The organism is Amycolatopsis speibonae (genome assembly GCF_042647925.1).
GTDB lineage: Bacteria > Actinomycetota > Actinomycetes > Mycobacteriales > Pseudonocardiaceae > Amycolatopsis > Amycolatopsis speibonae.
On record NZ_JBHRWK010000070.1, the window covers coordinates 16076 to 38447 of the forward strand.

Below are 22372 nucleotides of genomic sequence, written 5' to 3' on the forward strand. Positions count from 1 at the left end.
CTTCGCGGAGGCATGCGGACTTCATCGGGAAGACAGTTCGGAGCGCTAACTTGACGAACAATTGGTTCGAACAAGTTATCCGGAGGCTTTCGTGCGCAGAACGCTTTCCCTCCTGTCGGCCTTGGTGGCCCTAGTCGGGCTGACGTCCGGTGTCGCCACCGCCGCGGCCAAGACGCCGAAGGTGCTGGTCATCGGCCTGGACGGCGCCCGGTTCGACAAGTTGATGGCCGCCGACACCCCCAACGTCCACGCGCTGGTGAAGCGCGGGTACGCCTCGCGCAGTTCCCTGTACGGCAGCGGGATGGCGCCGACGGTCAGCGGTCCCGGCTGGTCCACGATCCTGACCGGCGTCTGGCCGGACAAGCACAAGGTGAAGGAGAACTCCTTCGCCGGCAACGATCTCGCCTCGCATCCGAGCTGGCTCGCCCGCGCCGAGACGGCGAACCCGGCGCTCGACACCTACGCCGCCGTCGACTGGACGCCGATCGGCGACAAGATCCTGCGCACCGGCCAGGACCGCAAGGTCGTGCTCAACGGCGACAGCGCGGGCTACGAGAAGACCGACGAACAGATCACCGTCGACGCGGAGAAGCATCTCAAGCAGGACAAGGCCGACGCGTCGTTCGTCTACTTCGGGCAGACGGACATCGCCGGGCACGACCACGGCGCGGACTCCGCGCAGTACCAAGCCACTCTGCGTACCGACGACGCGCTGATCGGCCGCCTGCTCGCCGCGGTCGACGCCCGCGCGAACCGCGACGGCGAGGACTGGCTGATCATGATCTCCGCCGACCACGGCCACACGGCGTCCGGCGGCCACGGCGGCGACAGCCCCGAGGAGCGGATGACCTTCGTGATCGCCGCGGGCGGTGCCGTCCCGGCCGGAACCCCCGCCGTGGCACCGAAGATCGTCGACATCGCGCCGACGGTGCTGCGGCATCTGGGCGTCGCCGCACCGGCGGTCTACGACGGCTACCCGCTCGGTGCCGCGCCCTCGGATGTCTTCGACACAGCCGCCTTGAAGCCCCGGCAGGACGAAACAGGTGTCCCGGCGGGTGTCCTCGGCTGGACGCACGACGCGCCGGGCGGCTGGACCGTGCGCAACGCCGCCGGGATGCCCGCCGGGGTGACGGAGTGGCAGGGCTGGTCCTTCACCACCGACGACTTCTGGACCCGCACCGCCCCCGGCCAGCAGCGTGAGGCGAACGCGCGGGCGCGCGGCGTCTTCGCGGTCGCGGACGCCGATGAGTGGGACGACAAGGGCTCGCCCTCTTCGCGTGGAACTTTCGACTCTTCGCTTGTCTCGCCGGCTGTCGACGTCGCCGGTAAGTCCACTGTGGACGTCTCGTTCGTGTCGCACTACCGCCAGGAGGGGACGCAGCGGGGTGCGCTGACAGCGTCGTTCGACGGCGGGCCGGAGCAGAACGTGCTGGCCTACGGGCCGGAAACGGGGACGGCGAACAAGGGCGGTGACGTGCTTTCGGTGCCGACGTCGGCTTCGGTGAAGGTGCCCGCCGGGACCCGGTCGATGAAGCTGACCTGGCGGCTCTACGCGGCGGGCAACAACTGGTACTGGGCGGTCGACGCTCCTCGCCTCACCACTCGCTGACCGGCACGAGGGTGGTCCGTGAACGCCTCTTTGAGGGACGCAGAGTCCCTCAAAGAGGCGTTCACGGACTTACGACAGGATCAGGCGTCGCTGAGCCGCCAGAATGGGGACACCGGACCGACCCCCGCGCCCAGCGGGTAGGACTCCGCCACGCACCGCTCGATGAACCGCTTTCCCTCGGCGACCGCCGTCGGCACATCGGCCCCCTTCGCCAGCGAAGACGTGATCGCCGAAGCCATCGTGTCCCCGCCGCCGTGCGTGTTCCGCGTGTCGAACCGCGGCCCGCTCAGTTCCACCCAAGAAGTGCCGTCGGACAACAGGTCCACGCAGTCTTGAGCGGCGTCGAGATGCCCGCCCTTCACCAGTACCCACTCCGAACCGAACTCCAGCAGCGCTTCCGCCGCCTCCCGTTGGGATGCCGGGCCGGTCACGAGAACGCCGGTGAGCAGCCGTACCTCGTCGAGGTTCGGCGTGATCAGCGTGGCGCGCGGGAACAATTCGGTGCGGATCGCCTCCAGCGCCTCCTCGCGCAGCAGCGCGTGCCCGGTCATCGAAGCGGCCACGGGGTCCACGACGAACGGCGTGCCCGACGAGCGTCCTATGTGGACTTCGTCGAGCGTCTTCGCGACCGCGTTGATGATCTCGGCCGTCGCGAGCATCCCGGTCTTCGCCGCGTCGACGCCCATGTCCCCGGCGACGGCCTTGATCTGGCCGGTGACGACGTCGACCGGGACCTCGCTGAAACCCCGCACGCCCAGCGAGTTCTGCACGGTGACCGCGGTGAGCGCGACCAGCCCGTGCACCCCGTTGGCGAAGAAGGTACGCAGGTCGGCCTGGATGCCCGCACCACCACCGGAATCCGATCCGGCGATGGTGAGGGCCGTCCGAGGCGTTTCCGTCACTGATTGACCACTGGCAGGTAGACCTTGTTACCCTGCTCGGCGAACTCTTCCGACTTCTCCGACATGCCCGCTTCGATCGCCTCCACAGTGGACAGTCCGTGCTCCTCGGCGTACTTGCGGACGTCCTGGGTGATGCGCATCGAGCAGAACTTCGGCCCGCACATCGAGCAGAAGTGCGCCGTCTTCGCCGGTTCCGCGGGCAGGGTCTCGTCGTGGTACGCGCGGGCGGTGTCCGGGTCCAGCGACAGGTTGAACTGGTCGTTCCAGCGGAATTCGAAGCGGGCCTTGGAAAGCTCGTCGTCCCAGTCCTGCGCGTACTGGTGCCCCTTGGCCAGGTCGGCGGAGTGCGCGGCGATCTTGTAGGTGATGACGCCGGTCTTGACGTCGTCGCGGTTCGGCAGGCCGAGGTGCTCCTTCGGCGTGACGTAGCAGAGCATCGCCGTGCCGTACCAGCCGATCTGCGCCGCGCCGATGGCCGAGGTGATGTGGTCGTACGCCGGCGCGATGTCGGTCGCGAGCGGGCCGAGGGTGTAGAACGGCGCCTCGCCGGTCAGCTTCTCCTCGAGTTCGACGTTCTCCTTGATCTTGTGCATCGGCACGTGGCCGGGGCCCTCGATCATCACCTGGACGTCGTGCTCGCGGGCGATGTGCGTGAGCTCGCCGAGGGTCTCCAGTTCGGCGAACTGCGCGCGGTCGTTCGCGTCGGCGATCGAGCCGGGACGCAGGCCGTCGCCGAGGGAGAACGTGACGTCGTACTCGCGCAGGATCTCGCAGAGTTCGGCGAAATTGGTGTACAGGAACGATTCCTTGTGGTGGGCGAGGCACCACGCCGCCATGATCGAGCCACCGCGAGAGACGATGCCGGTGACCCGGCGCGCGGTCAGCGGGATGTAGCGCAGCAGCACCCCGGCGTGCACGGTGACATAGTCGACGCCCTGCTCGCACTGCTCGATGATGGTGTCGCGGTAGACCTCCCACGACAGCTTTTCCGGTTCCCCGTTGACCTTTTCCAGCGCCTGGTAGATCGGCACGGTGCCGACCGGGACCGGCGAGTTGCGCACGATCCACTCGCGCGTCTCGTGGATCCGCTTGCCGGTGGAGAGGTCCATGATCGTGTCGGCGCCCCAGCGGGTGGCCCACACCATCTTGTCGACCTCTTCCTCCACAGAGGACCAGACGGCCGAGTTGCCCATGTTGGCGTTGATCTTCACCAGGAACTTCTTGCCGATGATCATCGGCTCGGTCTCCGGGTGCTTGCGGTTGGCCGGGATCACCGCGCGACCGCGCGCGACCTCGTCCCGCACGAATTCCGGCGAGCAGCGCTCGCGTGCCGCGACGTACTCCATCTCGCGGGTGATGACGCCCTGTTTGGCCCAGCCGAGCTGGGTGTTGTGCTCACGACCGTCGGCCCAGCCGGCGCGCAGCCGGTGTAGTCCACTGTGGACGTCGATCTGCGCGTCGTCGTCGGTGTACGGGCCGGAAGTGTCGTAAACGTCGAAATGCTCGCCGTTCGAAAGATCGATCCGCCGGACGGGGACCCGGAGACCGGATTCCGTCTGGTGGTAGACCTTCCGCGAACCGGTGATCGGTCCGGTGGTGACGGTCGGCGTGATGGCAGACTCGTTCTCAAGAGTCGTCAACGACGTTCACTCCCTACGCCGGCATTACCCGGTCAGGTTCATGCGGTCGGCGGCGCCGGGTCCCCTAGAAAGACTCCAGCCGCCCTCTCAGCCCGCCATGGTGCGAGCTCCCGCGGTTGTTTGGTTGTGCCCCGACCATGCCACGCCGGGGCCGTCTCAATCAACCCGCCCTCGGGTGACGACTTGTCGACAGCGTTGGTGGTTCACCGGTTCGGATCCTGTGCTCGCGGGGGATTCACGACAGAATCCCGGAGGTTCTGCACCGTTACAGAAGTCTGGGGTGGATATGCGCGAACTCATGCTTCCGGCGTTGGCGGCCGTGCTGATCGCGGGGCTGGTCCCGGCGGTCGCCGTGGCCCAGGGTGATGAGGCGCCCGGTGCGCCCGGCGCCCATCCGAGCTGGCTCCCGGCGAACAAGACCGGCTTCGGCACCGCCCGCGAACGGGCGAGCAACGTCTGGTTCACCCTGCAGGGCGGCCGGATGTCCGAGGTCTACTACCCGGATCTGTCGACGCCGAGCGTCCGCGCGCTCGACCTGGTCGTCACCGACGGGAAGAGCTTCGCGACCGTCGACTCCTCGGCCAAGGCGCAGCAGGTGCGCCGCACCGGCGGCCTCATCTACGAACAGACCATCACCGACGACCAGCGCCGCTGGAAACTCCGCAAGACCTACGTCACCGACCCGGCGCGCACGAGCGTGCTGATCGACGTCGACTTCGTTTCGCTGACCGGCCGCCCGTACCGGGTGTACGCGGTCGCGGATCCCGATCTCACCAACGAGGGTTCCGACGACTCCGCCCGCACCGGCGGCACGAGCGCGGTCTCATCCGACGCGAAGACCGCGGCCGCGCTGACCGCGGAACCGGCGTTCTCGCGTACTTCCGTCGGCTACGCGGGTTCCTCCGACGGCATCACCCAGCTGACGAAATCGTTCACCCTCAAGGACTACGCGACCGCGGCCAAGGGCAACGTGCTGCTCACCGGGCAGACGTCCGCCGACGGTGTCCGCTCGCGGGACTTCACGCTTTCGCTCGGTATGGGCGCGAAGGACGCCGACGCGCTCACGAACGCGAAAGCCTCGCTGCGACGCGGATTCGCCGACGCCGCCCGCGCGTACGACCGTGGCTGGAAGCAGTACCTCCGCCAGGTGAAGGACGCGCCGTCTTCGCTCAAGACCAAGCAGGAACGCGACCTCTACCAGGCGTCCGTGCTCATGCTCGCGGCGAGCGAGGACAAGCTCCACCAGGGAGCGCTCATCGCGTCGCCGAGCATGCCATGGCGATTCGGGAACAACGACCCGGAATGGTCGCCGTCGGGTACGTATCACCTGGTCTGGCCGCGTGACCTCTACCAGATCGCGACCGGCCTGCTCGCCGCCGGCGACCGCGACGCCGCCAACCGGTCGGTCGACTACATGTTCGGCACGCAGCAGTTGCCGGACGGGCACCTGCCGCAGAACAGCCACGTCGATGGCACGCCGTACTGGACGTCCATCCAGCTCGACGAGACCGCGCTGCCGATCGTGCTCGCGCAGCAACTCGGCCGCACCGACGCCAAGACCTGGCAGGGCGTGCGCAAGGCGGCGGATTTCCTGGTGTCCTACAAGGCGGACAACGGGCACGCGTCGCCGTACAGTCAGCAGGAGCGCTGGGAGGAACAGGACGGCTACTCGCCCTCGACGATCGCCGCGGTGATCGCCGGGCTGGTCTGCGCGGCGGATCTCGCCAAGGCGAACGGCGCCGCCGCCGACGCGAAGCGGTACCTCGACACCGCTGACGCGTTCAAGGCGAAACTCACCCGGTGGACGGTGACCACGAACGGTCCGCTGTCGAAGGACCCGTACTTCGTCCGGCTGACCAAGGACGGCGACGCGAACAGCGGCACGAAGTACAACCTCGGCAATTCCAGCGTGACCATGGACCAGCGTGCCGTGACCGACGCCGGTTTTCTCGAACTGGTGCGGCTGGGCATCTACCGGGCCGACGATCCGGTGATCCGCAACAGCATCGCGGTCACCGACGCCGACATCGCGTTCACCACCCCGACGGGCCAGTTCTGGCACCGGTACACGAAAGACGGGTACGGCGAGAAGGCCGACGGCTCACCGTGGGACTACACGTTCCCGGCCGAAAGCCGGACCACCTTCGGGCGACTGTGGCCGCTGCTCGCCGGTGAACGCGGCGAATACGACCTCGCCGCCGGTGACCGAGGTACGGCCGCGAAGCGGCTTCGCGACCTAGGCCGCGTCAGCAGTTCCGGGGGCACCATGCCGGAGCAGGTCTGGGACGAGAACGCGCCTTCGGGGCAGACGGGCTTCCCGGCGGGCACTCCGACGGCGTCCGCGACGCCGCTGGCGTGGACGCACGCCCAGTACCTGCGGCTGGCGTGGGCGGTGCAGGCCGGGAAGGTGATCGAGCAGCCTCGAGTCGTGCGCTGTCACTTCCTGGGCTGCTGACCCTCGCGTAGACGCTATGAAAGGTCCTTTCCTTGCAAAATTTGCAAGGAAAGGACCTTTCATAGCGCACTGGAGGAGACGCGGTTCAGTCGTCGGCGGTCTCGGGCTGCGCCTCCGGCAGCCACGAGTTGCCAGGAACGCCCCACTGGTTCGCCTTGAGCATCTTCTTCGCCGCACGCGCGTGGCGTCCGACCAGCCGGTCGAGGTAGATGAAGCCGTCCAGGTGGTCGGTCTCGTGCTGCAGGCAGCGCGCGAGGTAACCGGTGCCTTCGACCTCGATCGGATTACCGTCGACGTCGAAGCCGGTGACCTTCGCCCACGAAGCGCGCCCTGTCGGGTACGACTCGCCGGGAGCCGAAAGACAGCCTTCCCAGTCGTCGTCCGGGTCCGGCATCGTCTCCGGGATCTCCGAGGTCTCGAGCTTCGGGTTCACCACGACGCCCTTATGGCGCGTGCCCTCGTCGTCGGGGCAGTCGTAGACGAACACGCGCTGGTCGAGGCCGATCTGGTTGGCCGCGAGGCCGACCCCTTCGGCGGCGTACATGGTCTCGAACATGTCGTCGACGAGGGTGCGCAGCTTGTCGTCGAACTCGGTGATCTCCCGAGTCGGGTTGTGCAGCACGGGCTCGCCGGCGATCACGATGGGATGGACGGTCACGCGCGCAGTTTAGTCGGACCCTTCTGGTAGACCCTTACCCATGACGCGCCGACGCCGATACCGAGGCCGGGCGCAGGATCCGTGGTCTAATGGCGCCGCGGAATGACAAGCCTGTGGTTTCACGCCGCCGAGCACTGACCTGATTGCGAGGAGTCGGATGGACGCCGCGGAGTCGATGGCCGAGCCCGACCAGCCGTCCCCGTCGGAGACCGTGAACGGCCTCAGCGAGCGCGAGCTCGACATGCTCGCGTTCGAACGTCAGTGGTGGAAGTACGCCGGCGCGAAAGAACAGGCCATCCGCGAACGCTTCTCGATGTCGTCGACACGCTACTACCAGTTGCTGAACCGGCTGCTCGAGAAGACCGAAGCCATGCAGGCCGACCCGATGCTGGTGAAGCGCCTGCGCAAGACGCGAGCGGCCCGGCAGCGCAATCGCGCGGCCCGGCGACTGGGGATCGATCTCTCATGAGTCTGTTTTCGGGTCTGTCCCGGCCGATGAAGGCCGCCGGACTGGCCTTGGTCGGTGTCGCCGTGATCGCCGCCGTGATCGGCGGGATCACTCTGACCAGCGGCGGCGGTGACTCGGACACGGCGACGCCGCCCGGCACGACGCCCACGACCTCGGACGGCGCGACCCCGCCGTCGTCAGAGCCGCCGGGCACGCCTCCGGCCAGCTCACCGCCCGCCTCGTCGGCGCCGCCGTCGAGCGCGCCCGCGAGCTCCGCGCCGCCCGGGAGCCAGCCGGGTCAGCCCGGCCAGACCGGCCAGCCCGGTCCGGGGCAGCCCGGTGGAGACCAGCAGGCGTCGCACAAGTGGGTGATGGTGCGCGTCTTCAACAACAGCACGATCCAGGGCCTCGCCGAGCAGGCCGCGAAGGATTTCCGCGCCTCCGGCTGGAATGTCTCCGAGGTCAAGGGCTATCCGGGCAGGCTCCCCGAGACGGTGGCGTACTACCGGCCAGGCACCGACGAGGAAGCGGCCGCGAAGGCGCTCGCGCTGGAGTTCGGGTTCCGCGCCGAGCCGAGGTTCAAGGAGATCGAGAACATCGGCCCCGGGGTGATCGTCATCCTCACCAAGGACTACAAGGCCAACGGCAAAGACGGCGGCTCCTAGCCAGTACGTGAAAGGGCCCTCTTCCTCGCGAGGAAGAGGGCCCTTTCACGTACTCAGGCCTGGTTCCGCGCGTACGCCTCCAGCGCCGCGAGCTGGGCCGGGTCGAGTGACGGCCGCACAGTCTCCGCCGCCTTCGTCAGATGCGCGGCGGTGACCTCCTTGGCCTCCAGCGACTCCCGCATCGCGGTCAGCGCGGCCTCCCGGATCAGCGCCGCGCAGTCCGCCGCCGAGTAACCGTCCAAAGTGGCCGCATACGCCGCGAGGTCCACATCGGACGCGAGCGGCGTGTTCTTGGCGCTGGCGGCCAGGATCGCCTCACGCGCGTGCGCGTCCGGCGGCGGGACGTAGACGCGGCGCTCCAGCCGTCCCGGCCGCAGCAGGGCCGGGTCGACCAGTTCCGGCCGGTTCGTCGCACCGAGCACGACGACCTCGCGCATCGGCTCGACACCGTCCAGTTCGGTCAGCAGGGCCGCGACGACCCGGTCCGACACGCCGGAGTCCGAGGACTGGCCGCGGCGCGGGGCGAGCGCGTCGATCTCGTCGAGGAAGATCAGCGACGGCGCGGCCTCGGCGGCGCGGCGGAACAGTTCGCGCACCGCGCGCTCGGACTCGCCGACCCATTTGTCCATCAGCTCGGCGCCCTTGACCGCGAAAACGTTCAGCGCGCCGGTGCCGGCGAGCGCGCGGACCAGGAAGGTCTTGCCGCCGCCGGGCGGCCCGTACAGCAGCACGCCGCGCGGCGGGTCGACGCCGAGGCGGGCGAACGAGTCCGGGTAGCGCAGCGGCCACAGCACCGCCTCGGTGAGCGACTGCTTGACGTCGGTCATGTTGCCGACGTCGTCGAGGGTGAGCCCGCCGGTGGCCAGATTGTCCGAAGTGGACATCGAGATGGGGCGGACGGTGGTCAGCGCGTCGAGCAGGTCCTGCTGGGAGATCCGCGGCTCGTCGGCCTCACGCTGCCGCAACGCGGCGCGGAGGGCGGCGTCACGGCGGAGCGCGATGAGGTCGGCGGCCACGAAGCCGGGGGTGCGCTCGGCGATCGGGCCGACGTCGACGCCGGACTCCAGCGGGGCTTCGCGCAGGAGCACACGCAGCAGCTCCGTGCGGGTCTTCGCGTCCGGGAGCGGCAGGCCGAGCTCGCGGTCGAGCAGGTCGGCGGCGCGCAGCCGGGGATCGGCCGACTCGGCCCGCCCGGTGGTGGCGATGACGGCGAAACCCTTGTTGCGCAAGGCCTTGCGCAGGTCGTCGAGGACGACCGTGGCGAGCGGCGGCGGCTGGGACGCGGGCAGCAGCGCGTCGATGTCGGTGATCAGCAGGACGGCGGGTTCTTCGTCGCGAGTGGCGTTCTCGATGGCCTCCCGCAGCCGCGCGGCGGCCACGTTCGGGTCGAGGACGGCGATGTTCGGCGCCGCGAGCGACACCACGCGCACCTTCTCGGCCTGCGCCACGGCGCGGACCAGCGTCGCCTTCCCGACGCCCTCCGGCCCGGACAGCAGGACCCCGAGATGCGCCGACGTCCCGAGTTTGGCCAGCAGCTCAGGGCGGTGGAAGGCCAGGTCGAACCATTCGGCGAGCTTGCGCGCGGCCGATTCGGAACCGGCGAGATCCGACAGCGGAGGCACGGATTCCTCGGCGACCTCGTCGATCTGCTCGTCCTCGACGATCTCGGCGTCGATGAAATCCTCGTGCGGGGTGGCGGGCGTGCTGCGGACCAGCGTCGTCCCGGCGCGGGCCGGAGCGGCGGCGGGCTCGGCCTCGCCGGTGCGGGCGCCGTCACGCCAGCTGACCACAGTGGACGGTCCGACGGCGACCGGTCCCGACGGCTCGGTGGCGGTGACCGTGAGCAGTTCGTTGGTCCACGTCATGCCGATGGCGCGGGAAAGCTGGCCGCGGACGGCGGGGACGTCGGAGCCCGGCGCGGGCGCGAGATCCTGGGGGAGCAGGGAAACCGCGTCGCCGACGGTCAGCACCTTGCCGATCAGGGCGAGCCGCAGGGTGTGCGGGGAGAGCGACACGCTCGCTATCCGCGAGCCCGCCACGGTGACCGTTTTCGCGGCCGACACCTCCGCCGGCGCGACGACCACCTCCGACCCCTCGGTCACGCCGAGGTTCGACATCGTGACGTCGTCGAGAAGGATCACGCCGGGGATCCCCGCCGCGTCCGACGGGGCGGCCAGCGCCGAGCTGACCCGCGCGCCGGTGACGCGGACCGCGTCCCAGGCCAACAGGCCGAGCGCGTCGAGGACTTCGGGGTGCAGCCGGACGACGCCGCGGCGGGAGTCCAAGGCGGACGGGGTGTGCCGGACGGTCAGCGTGATCTGGGGTGCGCTCACCCCGCCACCCTATCTACGCGGACCGGTCCCAGCGGTCGAAGGACAGGATCTCCCGGGCGGGTCGCCGGACGGCGGGGGAGAAGTCGCGCTGGGTCGTTTACGCGACGGCGAGCAGGTTGATCTGCGCGACGTCGCCGGGGATCCCGAGCGGTTCGGCGACCTCGGCTTCGCGTGTGGGCAGGTGGTACGCGCACATCGAGCTGCCGAGCCCCTTCGACCGCAGCGCGAGCTGGAAGCTCCAGATACCCGGGTACGCCGAGCCGTAGTAGCCGTTCAGGATGACGGGGCCCGAGGGCGGGCGGCCGACCATGCGGGGGATCGCGAGGGCCGGGACGCGCCCGAGGTTGTCGACGAGGTGGCGGGCCGGCCGCATGACGGCTTCGGTCGTCAGGTGGCCGTACTTGGCCATGGTCGGGATCGCCTCGGCGCGGACGATCACCCAGCGCTGGGCGTCGAGCAGCATGCCCGTGGCCGCGAGGATGCTTCGGGGCGTTGAATGTCCGATTGATGTCGGTGTGCACGGTTCTGCGTGGAGTCGTGAGTGGCAAAGAGCGTTAGAACACTCTTTGCCACTCACGACCCCCTCGCGAAGTCGCGCAAAGCGCTCAAACCAGGCAAGCCCCGCCACGCCTCGATAGCTGCGAAATAACCGCGGATCAGCGCTTCCGGAGGCCGATCCGGCGCCACGAGCGTCGCCGCGGGCCTCGGCTGCCGTCCCGGTCCTTGTCGTTGGTGAGGGTGCGCGGCGCGCGTGCGACGTGCTGTTCGCCCCGCTGCAGCCGGACACGCTGGGCGGCACCGGCCACCACGCGCCGCAGCGGCGGGCGCAGGCCCAGCCGACGGCGGCTCGAAGAACGCCGGATCGCGCGCCGTTCCCGCGGCGGCGCCATCCACGCCTCCGGGTGACCGGCCAGCCAGCGTTGCCGGTACACCGAGTACGGGATGTGCGCCAGGTACAGCACCAGCGCGATCGCCAGCGCCATCAGCGGGAACTGGATGATCGCGGCGGCCAGCAGGCCCACCCCGACCAGCAGCGGCGCGATGGCCTTCGCCGGCGCCTTCACGGTCTTCAGCGAAAGCGTCGGGATCCGGCTGATCAGCAGCGCGGCGACGGCGATCGTCCACACCCACACCGTGTACTGGTGCGACCACCAGCCCTGCCCGAACTGCAGCTCCAGGATCAGCGGCAGCATCGCCAGCAGGCCACCGGCGGGCGCGGGCACACCGACGAAGAACTCGCCCGCGTACGGCGGCTGTTCGGTGTCCTCGATCAGCGTGTTGAACCGCGCCAGCCGCAGGATCATGCACACCGCGAAGATCAGCGACGCCACCCAGCCGATCCGCTCGCCCTCGGCGTGCCAGACGTACAGCACCAGCGCGGGCGCGACACCGAACGAGATGCCGTCGGACAGCGAGTCGAGCTCCTGCCCCATCTTCGACGTCGCGTCCAGCAGCCGCGCGATCCGGCCGTCCAGACTGTCGAGCACCGCGGCGATCCCGATCGACGCGATCGCCATCGGATAGTTGCCGATCAGCGCGAACTGCACCGACGACAGACCGGCGCACAGAGCGAGCACCGTGATGGCGTTCGGCAGCAGCCGCACGCCGGGAGTGGTCACGCGGACCATGGATCAGCCTTCCGAGTGCGGCGCCGAGGGCAGCTCGGCGATCGGGGTCTCGCCGCCGATCGTGCGCTGGCCCTTCGAGACGAGGACCTTGCTGCCCGGAGGCAGGTACAGGTCGACTCGCGAGCCGAAGCGGATGATGCCGTACGTCGAACCGACGCCGACCTTGTCGCCCTCGCGGATCTCGCAGAGGATGCGCCGCGCCACCAGCCCGGCGATCTGCACCACGACGAGCTCGTGACCGTCTTCGGTGCGCATGAGCACGGAGTTGCGCTCGTTGTCTTCGCTCGCCTTGTCCAGGTCCGCGGACAGGAACTTCCCGGGCCGGTACGCGACCCGCTCGATCACACCCGAGGCCGGGATCCGCTGGACGTGCACGTCGAACACCGACAGGAACACGCTCACCCGCATCCGCGGTTCGGCGGACAGGCCCAGCTCGGGCGGCGGCACGGCCTCCTCGATCAGCGAGACCAGGCCGTCCGCCGACGCGACCGCGAGGCCGGACTGTGCGGGCGGGACACGCTTCGGCTCACGGAAGAACGCGGCCGTGGCGGCCGTCGTGAGCGCGCCGACGACACCGAGGCGCTTGGAGAACCTCCGCAGCACCAGCGTCGCGGCGAGACCGCCGAACACGAACGGCCTGCCGGCCGGGTGCATCGGCGGAACGGTCTCGCGGGCCAGCTTCACGGCGTGCGCGAGTGGGTTTCCAGTGGATTCCGGCCGGTTGCCGCTCATTGGTCGGGTTCACCGCAGTTCGTGTCGGGGGGTTGGGGCAGGAAGAGCCACCACGCTACCGCCCTGTCCGGGGCCGGGCCGTGGCCTCCCCCGGAAGGGTTTCCCCGGCCAGGGTGGGAGGGACCACATCCCGGTAACGGAAGGTCGAAATAAGCGATGACTCTAGGTAATTGACGCCGACAGACGACTTTGAGGACCCGCGAATGCCCGCCAGCCCGGACTCCGCAGGCGAGCGACTCGCCGAGCTGTTCCGAGCCTGGAAGAGGGACATTTCGGCGGCGCCCATGCCTGCGCTCATCGACCCCGTCCGCGCCGCCTCGCTCATCGCCGAGGCGCGAGCGTCCGGGTGCATATGCCCCCCGACGGCACATGCACCCGGAAGCGGCCACTGGAACTGAGCGAACGTCCCACTCTAGTTCGCCGGACGCCGGTGATCGCCGGTCGCGAGAAAACCGTTACCAACGGTCACTCCGCGATCACCGACGATACGGCGGCCGCGAGTCGCGCCGTCCCGAGCCGCGCACCAGCCGCAGCAGGGCGAGCAGCACGATCGAACCGAGAATGGCGACACCGAAGCTGGGGAAGTCGAACTCGAAGCTCCGCTCGGTCCCCGTCGCGAGCCGGTAGATGAAACCGCCCAGTGCCGCGCCGAGCACGCCGATCAGGATGCTGAACAAGCAGCCACCCCGCCGGTCCGGCCCGCCCACCACGATGTTGGCCAGCCAGCCGGCGATGGCGCCGAACACGATCCACGAGAAGAAACCCATGCCCCGAGATTACCGACGCGGATGGAGTAGCGCACAAGAGGACTTGTACAAGAGTTCTTGTGCAACTACTGTTGTGCGTTATGGCCGACCGTGATGTCCACGAAGTCCACGATTCGAAGGTGCTCGCCGCGATGTCGCATCCGCTGCGGCGCCGCCTGCTCGACGTCCTCCGCCTCGACGGTCCCTGCACGGCGTCCGTGCTCGCCGAGCGGACCGGGCAGGCGGTCGGGAACGTCAGTCACCACCTGAAGGTGCTGGCCGCCGGCGACCTGGTCGAAGAAGCGCCGGAGCTCGCCCGCGACCGGCGCGAGCGCTGGTGGCGCCGCGTGGGGTACGCGGTTTCCTGGTCGCCGTCGGACTTCCCCGACGACCCGGTCGCGGCCGCCGCCGAATCCCTCGCCCTCGAACGCCAGGTTTCCATGGCGCGCCAATGGTTCGCCGAACGCGAGACCTATCCCGAAGAGTGGCATCGAGCCGCCTTCGCCACCGACAGCTGGGCGAAGATGTCGGTCGCCGAACTGGCCGAACTCGAGCAGAAGGTCCACGAGCTGATCAAGTCCTACAGTGGCCGTGAGCTCCCCGACGACGGCCAGGAACGCCGCCCCGTCTTCATCTCCACCCGAGCCGTCCCGGCCCGGCCGTGACCGCCCGCGAACGCGGCGGATTGCTGCGCTCCCGGGATTTCCGGCTGCTGTGGACCGGGGAGACGACCAGCGTGCTCGGCAGTTCGATCGCCGTCGTCGCGCTGCCGCTGGTCGCGGTGGTCACCCTGCAGGCGAGCACCTTCGCGGTCGGCCTGCTGACCGCGGCCGCCTGGCTGCCGTGGCTGCTGATCGGCCTGCCCGCCGGCGCCTGGGTCGACCGATGGCCGAAACGGCCGGTCATGCTGGCGTGCAACACCTTCTCCATGCTGGTGTTCCTGAGCGTCCCGATCGCCGCGTGGTCCGGCCTGCTCACGATGACCCAGCTGCTCGTCGTCGCTTTGGCGGGTGGCGCCGCCAAGGTGTTCTTCAACGTCGCGTACCGCGCGTACCTGCCTTCGCTGGTCGACAAGGAGCAGCTTCAGGAGGCCAACGAAAAGCTTCAGGGCAGCGAATCCGTCGCGCAGATCGGCGGACCGGGGCTGGCCGGTCTCCTGGCGCAGGGTTTCGGTGCGGTCACCGGAGTGCTCGCCGATGCCGTCAGTTTCGGGATTTCCGTGCTGTGCCTGCGTTCCATCCGGTACCGCGAGCCCGAACGCCCGGCGAAGAAACGCTCGCGGCTGCGAGACGAGATCCGCGACGGCCTCGCGTTCGTCGTCCACGACCCGTACATGCGTGTTCTCGCGGTCTTCGGCGCGGTCTCGAACGTCGCGCTCATGGGCTACCAGTCGATCGAGGTCGTGTTCCTCGTCCGCGAACTCGGCGTGGAGGCGGGAACCGCCGGGCTGGTGCTCGCGCTCGTCGGCGCGGGCGGCGTCTTCGGCGCCGCGCTGTCGGGCAAACTCGCCGCGCGGATCGGCACCGCGCGCGCTTTCGTGCTCAGCGAGGGGGCCGGATCGCTGGTGATGTCGCTGGGTCCGCTGGCGAACGGCGGCTGGGGGCTCGCCCTCTTCGTCGTCGCCGGGTTCTCGCTCAGCGCCGGGGTCGTCGGCTCGAACGTCCTCAACGCCACCTTCAAACAGCGCTACGTCCCGGCGGAGATGTTCGGCCGGGTCACCGCGAGCATGTCCATGCTGAGCCTCGGCGCGATCGCGCTCGGCGGCCTGCTCGGCGGGCTCCTCGGTGAGATCGCCGGCGTGCGGCAGACCCTGGGGATGATGGCCGGGCTGGAGGTCGTCGCCGTCTTCGCCCTGCTGTTCACGCCGATCGGACGGCTCCGCGACTTCCCGGCTTGACCCCGCAATTAGTCACCTACTTGCGCGACAACGACACTGGCGCAGGTACGCGACCACGCAAGTAGGTGACTAATTGCGGGGGTGGGGTGGGCGTCAGAGCAGGAGGACGGTCACCTCGTCGCCCTGCTCGGCCGAGTCCACGTCCTCCGGCAGCACGATCAGGCAGTTCGCCTGCGTGAACGACGCCAGCAGATGCGAGCCCGGCCCGCCTCGCGGTCCGACGATCCCGGTGACCTCACCCTCGGAAGGCGTGTAGAAGCCCCGCCGGAACTGACGCCGTCCGGCGGGGGACTTCATCGCCTCGGTCAGCCGGGCCCGCACCTGCTGCCTGTCGACGCCCGTATGTCCCATCGCCGCCAGCAAGGCCGGCCGCAGGAACGCCTCGAACGAAACGAGGACGCTCACCGGGTTGCCCGGCAGCGTCACCACCGGCACGCCGTTCCACCGACCGCAGCCCTGCGGCCCGCCCGGCTGCATCGCGACCTTCCGGAACTCCACGCCCTGCCCGGTCAGCGCGTCCTTCACCACTTCGTACGCGCCCGCGCTGACCCCGCCCGAGGTCACCAGCAGATCCACGTCCGCCAGCCGCGGCTCGATCACCGCGCGGAACTCGTCCACGTCGTCGACGACACTGCGCACGACCTCGGCCTCGCCGCCGAGCGCGCGGATCGCGGACGCCAGCATGATGCTGTTCGACTCGTAGATCTGCCCGTGCCGCAACGGTTCCGGCGCGTCGACGAGTTCGGTCCCGGTGGACACGACGAGCACCTTCACCGGCCTGAACACGGGGACCTCGGCGAGCCCGACGGCCGCCGCGAGCCCCAGCTGCGCCGGGCCCAGCACCGTCCCCGCCGAAAGCGCCACCGTGCCCTCGACGACGTCTTCGCCCAGGCGCCGGATGTGCGCGCCCAGGACGGCCGTCCTGAGAATCCGGACGTCCGTCACGCCGCCGTCCGTGTGCTCCACCATCACCACCGCGTCGGCGCCGGGCGGCAACGGGGCGCCGGTCATGATCCGGTGCGCCGTCCCCTGCTCCAGTTTCCCGATCTCGACGCGGCCCGCGGGGATGTCGTCGGCGACGGGCAGCGTCACCGGCGGTTCCGCGACGTCTTCGGCGCGGACGGCGTAACCGTCCATCGCGGAATTGTCGAACGGTGGCAGCGAAACTCCCGCGTGCACATCTTCGGCCAGGACGAGCCCGGCGGCGGAGGCGAGCGGAAGGCGGATGACGGGGGCGGTTCCGAGCAGGCCGGTGACGGTCTCACGGTGGGCGTCGACGGAGATCACGCCGACCATCCTCCCGCCTCGGGGCCCGCATGCAACACTCTGCGCGTCACAACGAACCACCGGGGAGAAGAAGACATGCAGGTTCAGATCCGTCACCAGCCATCGTTCGCGGTGGCGAGGCTCATGCTCGCGCCGGGCGAACCGGCGCAGGTCGAGTCCGGCGCGATGATGGCGACGAGCTACGGCGTGCAGGTCCAGTCCCAGGCGCAGGGCGGCATCATGAAGGGCCTCGGCCGCGCCTTCCTGTCCGGCGAGTCCTTCTTCATCTCCACCTACACCGCCCCGCAGAACGGCGGCTGGGTCGACGTCGCCGCGAACCTGCCGGGCGACATGCAGGTCATCAACCTCGACGGCCGCACCGGCTGGTGCGTCACCCGCGGCTCGTGGCTCGCGTCGTCCCACAGCGTGCAGACCGAGACCAAATGGGGTGGGCTCAAGAACCTCGTCGGCGGCGAGGGCGGCTTCCTCACCCACGCGACGGGACAGGGCCCGCTGGTCGTGGCCTGCTACGGCGCGCTGGAGACGGTCACCCTCCAGCAGGGTGAGGTGATCACCATCGACACCGGGCACGTCGTCGCGTTCGCCGACACCGTGCAGTACCAGATCCGCAAGGTCGCCACCGGCGTCATCCAGTCGATGAAGAGCGGTGAAGGCCTCGTCTTCGACTTCGCCGGACCGGGCCAGCTGCTCACCCAGACCCGCAACCCGTCGGCGCTGTCCGCCTGGGTGATCGCCCAGGTCCCCACCCGCTGAGCGCATGCGGATCCAGACGAGGCACACCCCGAACTTCGGGGTCGCACGTGTGCTGCTGTCCCCCGGCGAGGCCGTCCAGGCCGCCGGGGACACCATGCTGGCCAGCAGTTTCGGCATCACCGAAACCGTGCCCGCGCGCGGCGGCTCCCGGGCGGGTAAGGCCGCCCCGTCGGTGTTCAACGCGCCCGAGGGCGGCGGCTGGATCGACTTCGCGCCGCTGACCGCCGGAGACGTCTACCCACTGGAGTTCACCGGCGGCGCGGGCTGGTGCGTGAGCCGGGACGCGATCCTCGCCCGGCCGGCGACCATCCGGGCCGACCCCGGCTGGGCGCCGCTGCAGAAGCTCTTCGGCGCCGATTCCGGTTTCCTGGAGCACTACAGCGGAAGCGGTCCGCTCGTGCTGGCCGCGCAAGGCCCTGTCGACGCCTTCGAACTCACCGCGGGCGAACTCGTCACCGTGCGGCCGGACTTCCTGCTGGCCTACCCGGACACCGTGCAGTGCCGTCTCCGCGCCGTCGACCAGTCCGGACCGCAGTCGGTCCGCACCGGTGAAGGGCTCGCGCTGGACTTCGCAGGACCAGGACGCGTCCTCGTGCAAGCGCGCAACAGGCGGCTTTCTCGCGGGTGACCTTGGGACGAATTGAGCATTGCCGCCGCCGGTAATTCGGGTAGCGTGAACTGCACTCGAAACCGCCGTCCGGGGCAGGCAGGGTCGGCGGGTCCCGTGCTGAGGGAGTGCGCCGTGGCAGTCGGCACCGTCAAGTGGTTCAACTCGGAAAAGGGCTACGGATTCATCGAATCCACCGAAGGGCCCGACGTCTTCGTTCACTACTCGGCCATTCAGGCCGATGGATTCCGGACGCTCGACGAGGGTGATCGCGTGGAATTCGAAGTCCAGTCCGGGCGTGACGGGCGGAGTCAAGCAGCGGACGTACGCAAGGTCTCCTAAGTCCATCCATGCCCCGCCGCCACCCTCAACGGAGGCGCTGACGCGCCGCGGAGCCGGATTCTGAGGCGACCCCCGGCGGCCCCGGGAACTGGCGCGTTAGGCTGCGCTGCGTGACAGGCGATGAGTCGGGGGACCTGACCGGTCGCCGGCTGGGCAACTACCGCATCGACGGTGTGCTCGGCAAGGGCGGCATGAGCGTGACCTACAAGGCCACGGACGTGCGGCTCGGACGCAAGGTGGCACTGAAGGTCATCGGTGATCACCTCGGGGCCGACGCCGAGTTCCGCGAACGCTTCGTCGACGAGGCGCGGAACACGTCCGCGATCGACCATGCCAACGTCGTGCCCTTGTACGACTTCGGCGAGCTCGAAGGCATGCTCTACATCGCCATGCGGATGGTCGACGGCGGGGATCTCGCCGGGCTGATCTCCGGCGGCCCGATCGCGCCCGTCCGCACCCTGACCATGCTCGACCAGGTCGCCGACGCGCTCGACACCCTGCACAACCGGGGTCTCGTGCACCTCGACGTCAAACCGGCCAACGTCCTGGTCACCAGCAAGGAGACCTCGCGCGAGCACGTCTACGTCGCCGACTTCGGCCTGACCCGCCGCGGCGCCACCGGGCACCGGACCCGCGGCGGCGACTTCCTCGGCTCGCCGACGTATGCCGCCCCCGAGCACCTGCGCGGCGAGCCGCTCGACGGCCGCACCGACCAGTACGCGCTCACCTGTGTCCTCTACGCCTGCCTGACCGGCAGCCCGCCCTTCAAGGGTGACGTGCAGACCGTCATCAAGGGTCATCTGAACGGGGAACCCCCGGCCATCTCGCGGATCGTCGGCGTGCCCGCCGGCATCGACGAGGTCGTCCGGAAGGGAATGGCGAAGAATCCCGCGGATCGCTACCCGAACTGTGTTGAGATGATCGCGGCCGCCAGGCGCGCTCTCGGCCCGCTCGCGACCTCGAACGAGCCTCCGGGCCCGCCAGGGCAGGCGGCGGCCGCGACCGTCCAGCAGGCGGTACCGCAGCAGGCGCCACGGCAGCACACGCCGCCACAGGGAGAGGGGGGCCCCGTGCACCCGTACGGAGGACAGCAGCCCGGCTACGGCCAGCAGGGGCCGGGACCGCAGGGTCCCCCGCCGCAAGGCCCGCCCCCGCAGGGCCCGCCGCCCGGCTACGGCCCGCCGCCGCAGCAGGGTGGCTACCAACAGGGCGGCTACCAGCAAGGACCGCCCCCGGGTTACGGGCCGCCGCCGCAGCAAGGCGGGTTCCCGCAGCAGGGTGGCTTCCAGCAGGGTCCGCCTCCGGGTTACGGCCCGCCGCCCCAGCAGCAGGGCGGTTTCCGGCAGCAGCCCAAGAAGGGCGGCGGCGCCAAGTGGATCTGGATCATCGTCGGCGTCCTCGTGGTCGCGGGCGCGATCGTCGCCGCGATCCTCGTCTTCGGTGACTCGAGCAGCGGCAACGGCCCGCAGACCACCGCGCCGAACATCCCGGTCGGCCCCGGCAACTCGCAGTCGCAGGCCCCGGGGTCGTCGGCGAAGGCTCCGCCGACGTCGATCTCGATCAAACCGGGCAACTGACAAAAGCGCCCCCGCTGACCTGCGGTTCTTGCACTCGACCCTGGAGAGTGCTAAACACGGTATTGGCACTCGACGCCGTCGAGTGCCAGGCAGGCGGTCACCGACCGCTCGCCTGAAGGTCGGGACGGTGAGGCCGCACCCTTGATCGGGTGGGTCGTCCGTCGCGGGCACCGAGCCTGGCCGAGGAAGAGTCCTGCCGCCGCGCTGTAGCAGTAAGCGTGCGGCGGCGCCCAATACCGGAGGACCACACCGAAATGGCCAAACTGATCGCGTTCGACGAGGACGCCCGCCGCGGTCTTGAGCGTGGCTTGAACATCCTCGCCGAAGCCGTCAAGGTGACCCTCGGCCCGCGGGGCCGGAACGTCGTGCTCGAAAAGAAGTGGGGCGCGCCGACGATCACCAACGACGGTGTCTCCATCGCCAAGGAGATCGAGCTCGAAGACCCGTGGGAGAAGATCGGGGCCGAGCTCGTCAAGGAAGTTGCCAAGAAGACCGACGACGTCGCGGGTGACGGCACCACCACCGCCACCGTGCTCGCCCAGGCTCTCGTCCGCGAGGGTCTGCGCAACGTCGCCGCCGGGGCCGACCCCATCAGCCTGAAGCGTGGCATCGAGGCGGCCGTCGAGGCCATCACCGAGCAGCTGCACAAGATGGCCGTCCAGATCGAGACCAAGGAGCAGATCGCTGCTACCGCCTCGATCTCGGCCGCTGACCGCACCATCGGCGAGCTCATCGCCGAGGCGCTGGACAAGGTCGGCAAGGAAGGCGTCGTCACCGTCGAGGAGAGCAACACCTTCGGACTCGAGCTCGAGCTCACCGAGGGCATGCGCTTCGACAAGGGCTACATCTCCGGTTACTTCGTGACCGACCCGGAGCGTCAGGAAGCCGAGCTCGAGGACCCGTACGTCCTCCTCTTCGGTTCCAAGATCTCCACCGTCAAGGACGTGCTGCCGCTGCTGGAGAAGGTCATCCAGTCCGGCAAGCCGCTGCTGATCATCGCCGAGGACGTCGAGGGCGAGGCTCTGGCCACCCTGATCGTCAACAAGATGCGTGGCACCTTCAAGTCCGTCGCCGTCAAGGCCCCGGGCTTCGGTGACCGCCGCAAGGCGATCCTGCAGGACATCGCGATCCTGACCGGTGGCCAGGTCATCTCCGAGGACGTCGGCCTCAAGCTCGAGAACGCGGACCTTTCCCTGCTGGGCAAGGCGCGCAAGGCCGTCATCACCAAGGACGAGACCACCATCGTCGAGGGCGCGGGCGACGCCGACCAGATCCAGGGTCGCGTCAACCAGATCCGTGCCGAGATCGACAACTCGGACTCGGACTACGACCGCGAGAAGCTCCAGGAGCGTCTGGCGAAGCTGGCCGGCGGCGTGGCCGTCATCAAGGCCGGTGCCGCCACCGAGGTCGAGCTGAAGGAGCGTAAGCACCGCATCGAAGACGCGGTGCGCAACGCCAAGGCCGCCGTCGAAGAGGGCATCGTCGCCGGTGGTGGCGTCGCTCTCATCCAGGCTGCCGAGGCTGCCTTCGCCGGTCTGAAGCTCGAGGGCGACGAGGCCACTGGTGCCAACATCGTCAAGGTCGCCGTCGAGGCGCCGCTCAAGCAGATCGCGATCAACGCCGGCCTCGAAGGCGGCGTCGTGGCGGAGAAGGTCAAGTCCCTCCCGCAGGGTCACGGCCTCAACGCCGCCACCGGTGTCTACGAGGACCTGCTCGCCGCCGGCGTGCCGGACCCCACGAAGGTCACCCGCTCCGCGCTGCAGAACGCCGCTTCCATCGCGGCGCTGTTCCTGACCACCGAAGCCGTCGTGGCGGACAAGCCGGAGAAGGCCTCGGCCGCTCCCGCCGACCCGTCCGGTGGCATGGGCGGCATGGACTTCTGAGTTCGAGCCCGTAACACCGGAAAGCCCGGACGCGCCTCGCGCGTCCGGGCTTTTCTTATGTCGTGAGTGTTTTGGGTCGTTCTAACGACAGTTACCACTCACGAGGCCCTGAGGGGGCAGGGGGCGGTCGTGAGTGGCGAGTCGGCGTGTTCGTCGGGCGATCAGCGACTCTGGGCGGCACCGGCCCTGCGGCTCCGACTGTGTGGAACA

The 22372-nt window shown here is 69.4% G+C and carries 20 protein-coding genes; 11 read left to right on the forward strand and 9 right to left on the reverse strand.

Translation table 11 applies throughout. The features are described 5' to 3' along the window. The first annotated feature begins 91 nt into the window (after positions 1-91). Positions 92-1609, forward strand: a complete 1518-nt coding sequence (locus ACFOSH_RS34700) for an alkaline phosphatase family protein (protein ID WP_378244277.1) — start codon at positions 92-94, stop codon at positions 1607-1609. 80 nt (positions 1610-1689) lie between these two features. Here ACFOSH_RS34700 and thiD read toward each other — a convergent pair whose 3' ends face one another. Together thiD and thiC are read right to left on the reverse strand one after the other, a co-directional pair. Then, positions 1690-2511: a bifunctional hydroxymethylpyrimidine kinase/phosphomethylpyrimidine kinase gene (gene thiD / locus ACFOSH_RS34705; RefSeq protein WP_378244279.1), complete on the reverse strand. Its 822-nt coding sequence runs from the start codon at positions 2509-2511 to the stop codon at positions 1690-1692. Next, positions 2508-4151, reverse strand: coding sequence for a phosphomethylpyrimidine synthase ThiC (gene thiC / locus ACFOSH_RS34710; protein ID WP_378244281.1), 1644 nt, complete (start codon positions 4149-4151; stop codon positions 2508-2510). Before thiC ends, thiD begins: the two co-directional genes overlap by 4 nt. A gap of 286 nt (positions 4152-4437) precedes the next feature. Between thiC and ACFOSH_RS34715 the strand changes: the two genes are divergently transcribed. Beyond that, complete coding sequence (locus tag ACFOSH_RS34715) at positions 4438-6606, forward strand: glycoside hydrolase family 15 protein (protein WP_378244283.1); 2169 nt, start codon at positions 4438-4440, stop codon at positions 6604-6606. Positions 6607-6691: 85 nt separating this feature from the next. Here the strand turns inward: ACFOSH_RS34715 and ACFOSH_RS34720 are convergent, their stop codons facing one another. Beyond that, the gene (locus ACFOSH_RS34720) at positions 6692-7264 is read right to left on the reverse strand and encodes a peptide deformylase (protein WP_378244285.1); all 573 of its coding nucleotides are present in this window, start codon (positions 7262-7264) and stop codon (positions 6692-6694) included. A gap of 157 nt (positions 7265-7421) precedes the next feature. On the opposite strand from ACFOSH_RS34720, the gene ACFOSH_RS34725 reads away from it, so the two are divergent. Both ACFOSH_RS34725 and ACFOSH_RS34730 read left to right on the forward strand, forming a co-directional pair. Beyond that, the gene (locus ACFOSH_RS34725; protein WP_005160574.1) at positions 7422-7733 is read left to right on the forward strand and encodes a DUF3263 domain-containing protein; all 312 of its coding nucleotides are present in this window, start codon (positions 7422-7424) and stop codon (positions 7731-7733) included. After that, positions 7730-8377, forward strand: a complete 648-nt coding sequence (locus ACFOSH_RS34730; protein ID WP_378244287.1) for a LytR C-terminal domain-containing protein — start codon at positions 7730-7732, stop codon at positions 8375-8377. Before ACFOSH_RS34725 ends, ACFOSH_RS34730 begins: the two co-directional genes overlap by 4 nt. A gap of 53 nt (positions 8378-8430) precedes the next feature. Here the strand turns inward: ACFOSH_RS34730 and ACFOSH_RS34735 are convergent, their stop codons facing one another. The 5 genes from ACFOSH_RS34735 to ACFOSH_RS34755 form a co-directional block, all read right to left on the reverse strand. Then, the gene (locus ACFOSH_RS34735) at positions 8431-10710 is read right to left on the reverse strand and encodes an AAA family ATPase (RefSeq protein WP_378244289.1); all 2280 of its coding nucleotides are present in this window, start codon (positions 10708-10710) and stop codon (positions 8431-8433) included. 97 nt (positions 10711-10807) lie between these two features. Then, on the reverse strand, positions 10808-11173 hold the full coding sequence (locus tag ACFOSH_RS34740; protein ID WP_378244291.1) for a hypothetical protein: 366 nt from the start codon (positions 11171-11173) through the stop codon (positions 10808-10810). Positions 11174-11366: 193 nt separating this feature from the next. After that, on the reverse strand, positions 11367-12338 hold the full coding sequence (gene pssA, locus ACFOSH_RS34745) for a CDP-diacylglycerol--serine O-phosphatidyltransferase (protein WP_378244293.1): 972 nt from the start codon (positions 12336-12338) through the stop codon (positions 11367-11369). Between the two features lie 3 nt (positions 12339-12341). Continuing rightward, a complete protein-coding gene (locus tag ACFOSH_RS34750) occupies positions 12342-13070 on the reverse strand; it encodes a phosphatidylserine decarboxylase (RefSeq protein ID WP_378244295.1) in 729 nt (242 codons plus the stop codon). Positions 13071-13546: 476 nt separating this feature from the next. Then, on the reverse strand, positions 13547-13837 hold the full coding sequence (locus ACFOSH_RS34755; protein ID WP_378244297.1) for a GlsB/YeaQ/YmgE family stress response membrane protein: 291 nt from the start codon (positions 13835-13837) through the stop codon (positions 13547-13549). A gap of 80 nt (positions 13838-13917) precedes the next feature. Between ACFOSH_RS34755 and ACFOSH_RS34760 the strand changes: the two genes are divergently transcribed. Both ACFOSH_RS34760 and ACFOSH_RS34765 read left to right on the forward strand, forming a co-directional pair. Next, positions 13918-14481: an ArsR/SmtB family transcription factor gene (locus tag ACFOSH_RS34760; RefSeq protein ID WP_378244299.1), complete on the forward strand. Its 564-nt coding sequence runs from the start codon at positions 13918-13920 to the stop codon at positions 14479-14481. Next, the gene (locus ACFOSH_RS34765) at positions 14478-15713 is read left to right on the forward strand and encodes an MFS transporter (protein WP_378244301.1); all 1236 of its coding nucleotides are present in this window, start codon (positions 14478-14480) and stop codon (positions 15711-15713) included. The genes ACFOSH_RS34760 and ACFOSH_RS34765 overlap by 4 nt, the downstream gene beginning before the upstream one ends. 93 nt (positions 15714-15806) lie before the next feature. Here ACFOSH_RS34765 and moeA read toward each other — a convergent pair whose 3' ends face one another. Then, a complete protein-coding gene (gene moeA / locus ACFOSH_RS34770; RefSeq protein WP_378244303.1) occupies positions 15807-17000 on the reverse strand; it encodes a molybdopterin molybdotransferase MoeA in 1194 nt (397 codons plus the stop codon). Between the two features lie 75 nt (positions 17001-17075). Here moeA and ACFOSH_RS34775 point away from each other — a divergent pair, with 75 nt between their 5' ends. The 5 genes from ACFOSH_RS34775 (at position 17076) to groL (ending at position 22162) form a co-directional block, all read left to right on the forward strand. Beyond that, complete coding sequence (locus ACFOSH_RS34775) at positions 17076-17753, forward strand: TIGR00266 family protein (RefSeq protein WP_378244305.1); 678 nt, start codon at positions 17076-17078, stop codon at positions 17751-17753. Between the two features lie 4 nt (positions 17754-17757). Then, complete coding sequence (locus ACFOSH_RS34780) at positions 17758-18381, forward strand: AIM24 family protein (protein WP_378244307.1); 624 nt, start codon at positions 17758-17760, stop codon at positions 18379-18381. Positions 18382-18495: 114 nt separating this feature from the next. Then, positions 18496-18702: a cold-shock protein gene (locus ACFOSH_RS34785; RefSeq protein ID WP_005164266.1), complete on the forward strand. Its 207-nt coding sequence runs from the start codon at positions 18496-18498 to the stop codon at positions 18700-18702. Positions 18703-18812: 110 nt separating this feature from the next. Further along, on the forward strand, positions 18813-20279 hold the full coding sequence (locus ACFOSH_RS34790) for a serine/threonine-protein kinase (RefSeq protein ID WP_378244309.1): 1467 nt from the start codon (positions 18813-18815) through the stop codon (positions 20277-20279). 254 nt (positions 20280-20533) lie between these two features. Next, positions 20534-22162, forward strand: coding sequence for a chaperonin GroEL (gene groL / locus ACFOSH_RS34795; RefSeq protein ID WP_125782140.1), 1629 nt, complete (start codon positions 20534-20536; stop codon positions 22160-22162). The last annotated feature ends 210 nt before the right edge of the window (positions 22163-22372 follow it).

Coding starts and splice junctions, on each gene's coding strand:
- ACFOSH_RS34715 (WP_378244283.1), top strand. CDS start 4,438: ATGCGCGAACTCATGCTTCCGGCGTTGGCGGCCGTGCTGATCGCGGGG.
- ACFOSH_RS34725 (WP_005160574.1), top strand. CDS start 7,422: ATGGACGCCGCGGAGTCGATGGCCGAGCCCGACCAGCCGTCCCCGTCG.
- ACFOSH_RS34730 (WP_378244287.1), top strand. CDS start 7,730: ATGAGTCTGTTTTCGGGTCTGTCCCGGCCGATGAAGGCCGCCGGACTG.
- ACFOSH_RS34740 (WP_378244291.1), bottom strand. CDS start 11,173: ATGCTGCTCGACGCCCAGCGCTGGGTGATCGTCCGCGCCGAGGCGATC.
- pssA (WP_378244293.1), bottom strand. CDS start 12,338: ATGGTCCGCGTGACCACTCCCGGCGTGCGGCTGCTGCCGAACGCCATC.
- ACFOSH_RS34750 (WP_378244295.1), bottom strand. CDS start 13,070: ATGAGCGGCAACCGGCCGGAATCCACTGGAAACCCACTCGCGCACGCC.
- ACFOSH_RS34755 (WP_378244297.1), bottom strand. CDS start 13,837: ATGGGTTTCTTCTCGTGGATCGTGTTCGGCGCCATCGCCGGCTGGCTG.
- ACFOSH_RS34760 (WP_378244299.1), top strand. CDS start 13,918: ATGGCCGACCGTGATGTCCACGAAGTCCACGATTCGAAGGTGCTCGCC.
- ACFOSH_RS34775 (WP_378244305.1), top strand. CDS start 17,076: ATGCAGGTTCAGATCCGTCACCAGCCATCGTTCGCGGTGGCGAGGCTC.
- ACFOSH_RS34780 (WP_378244307.1), top strand. CDS start 17,758: ATGCGGATCCAGACGAGGCACACCCCGAACTTCGGGGTCGCACGTGTG.
- groL (WP_125782140.1), top strand. CDS start 20,534: ATGGCCAAACTGATCGCGTTCGACGAGGACGCCCGCCGCGGTCTTGAG.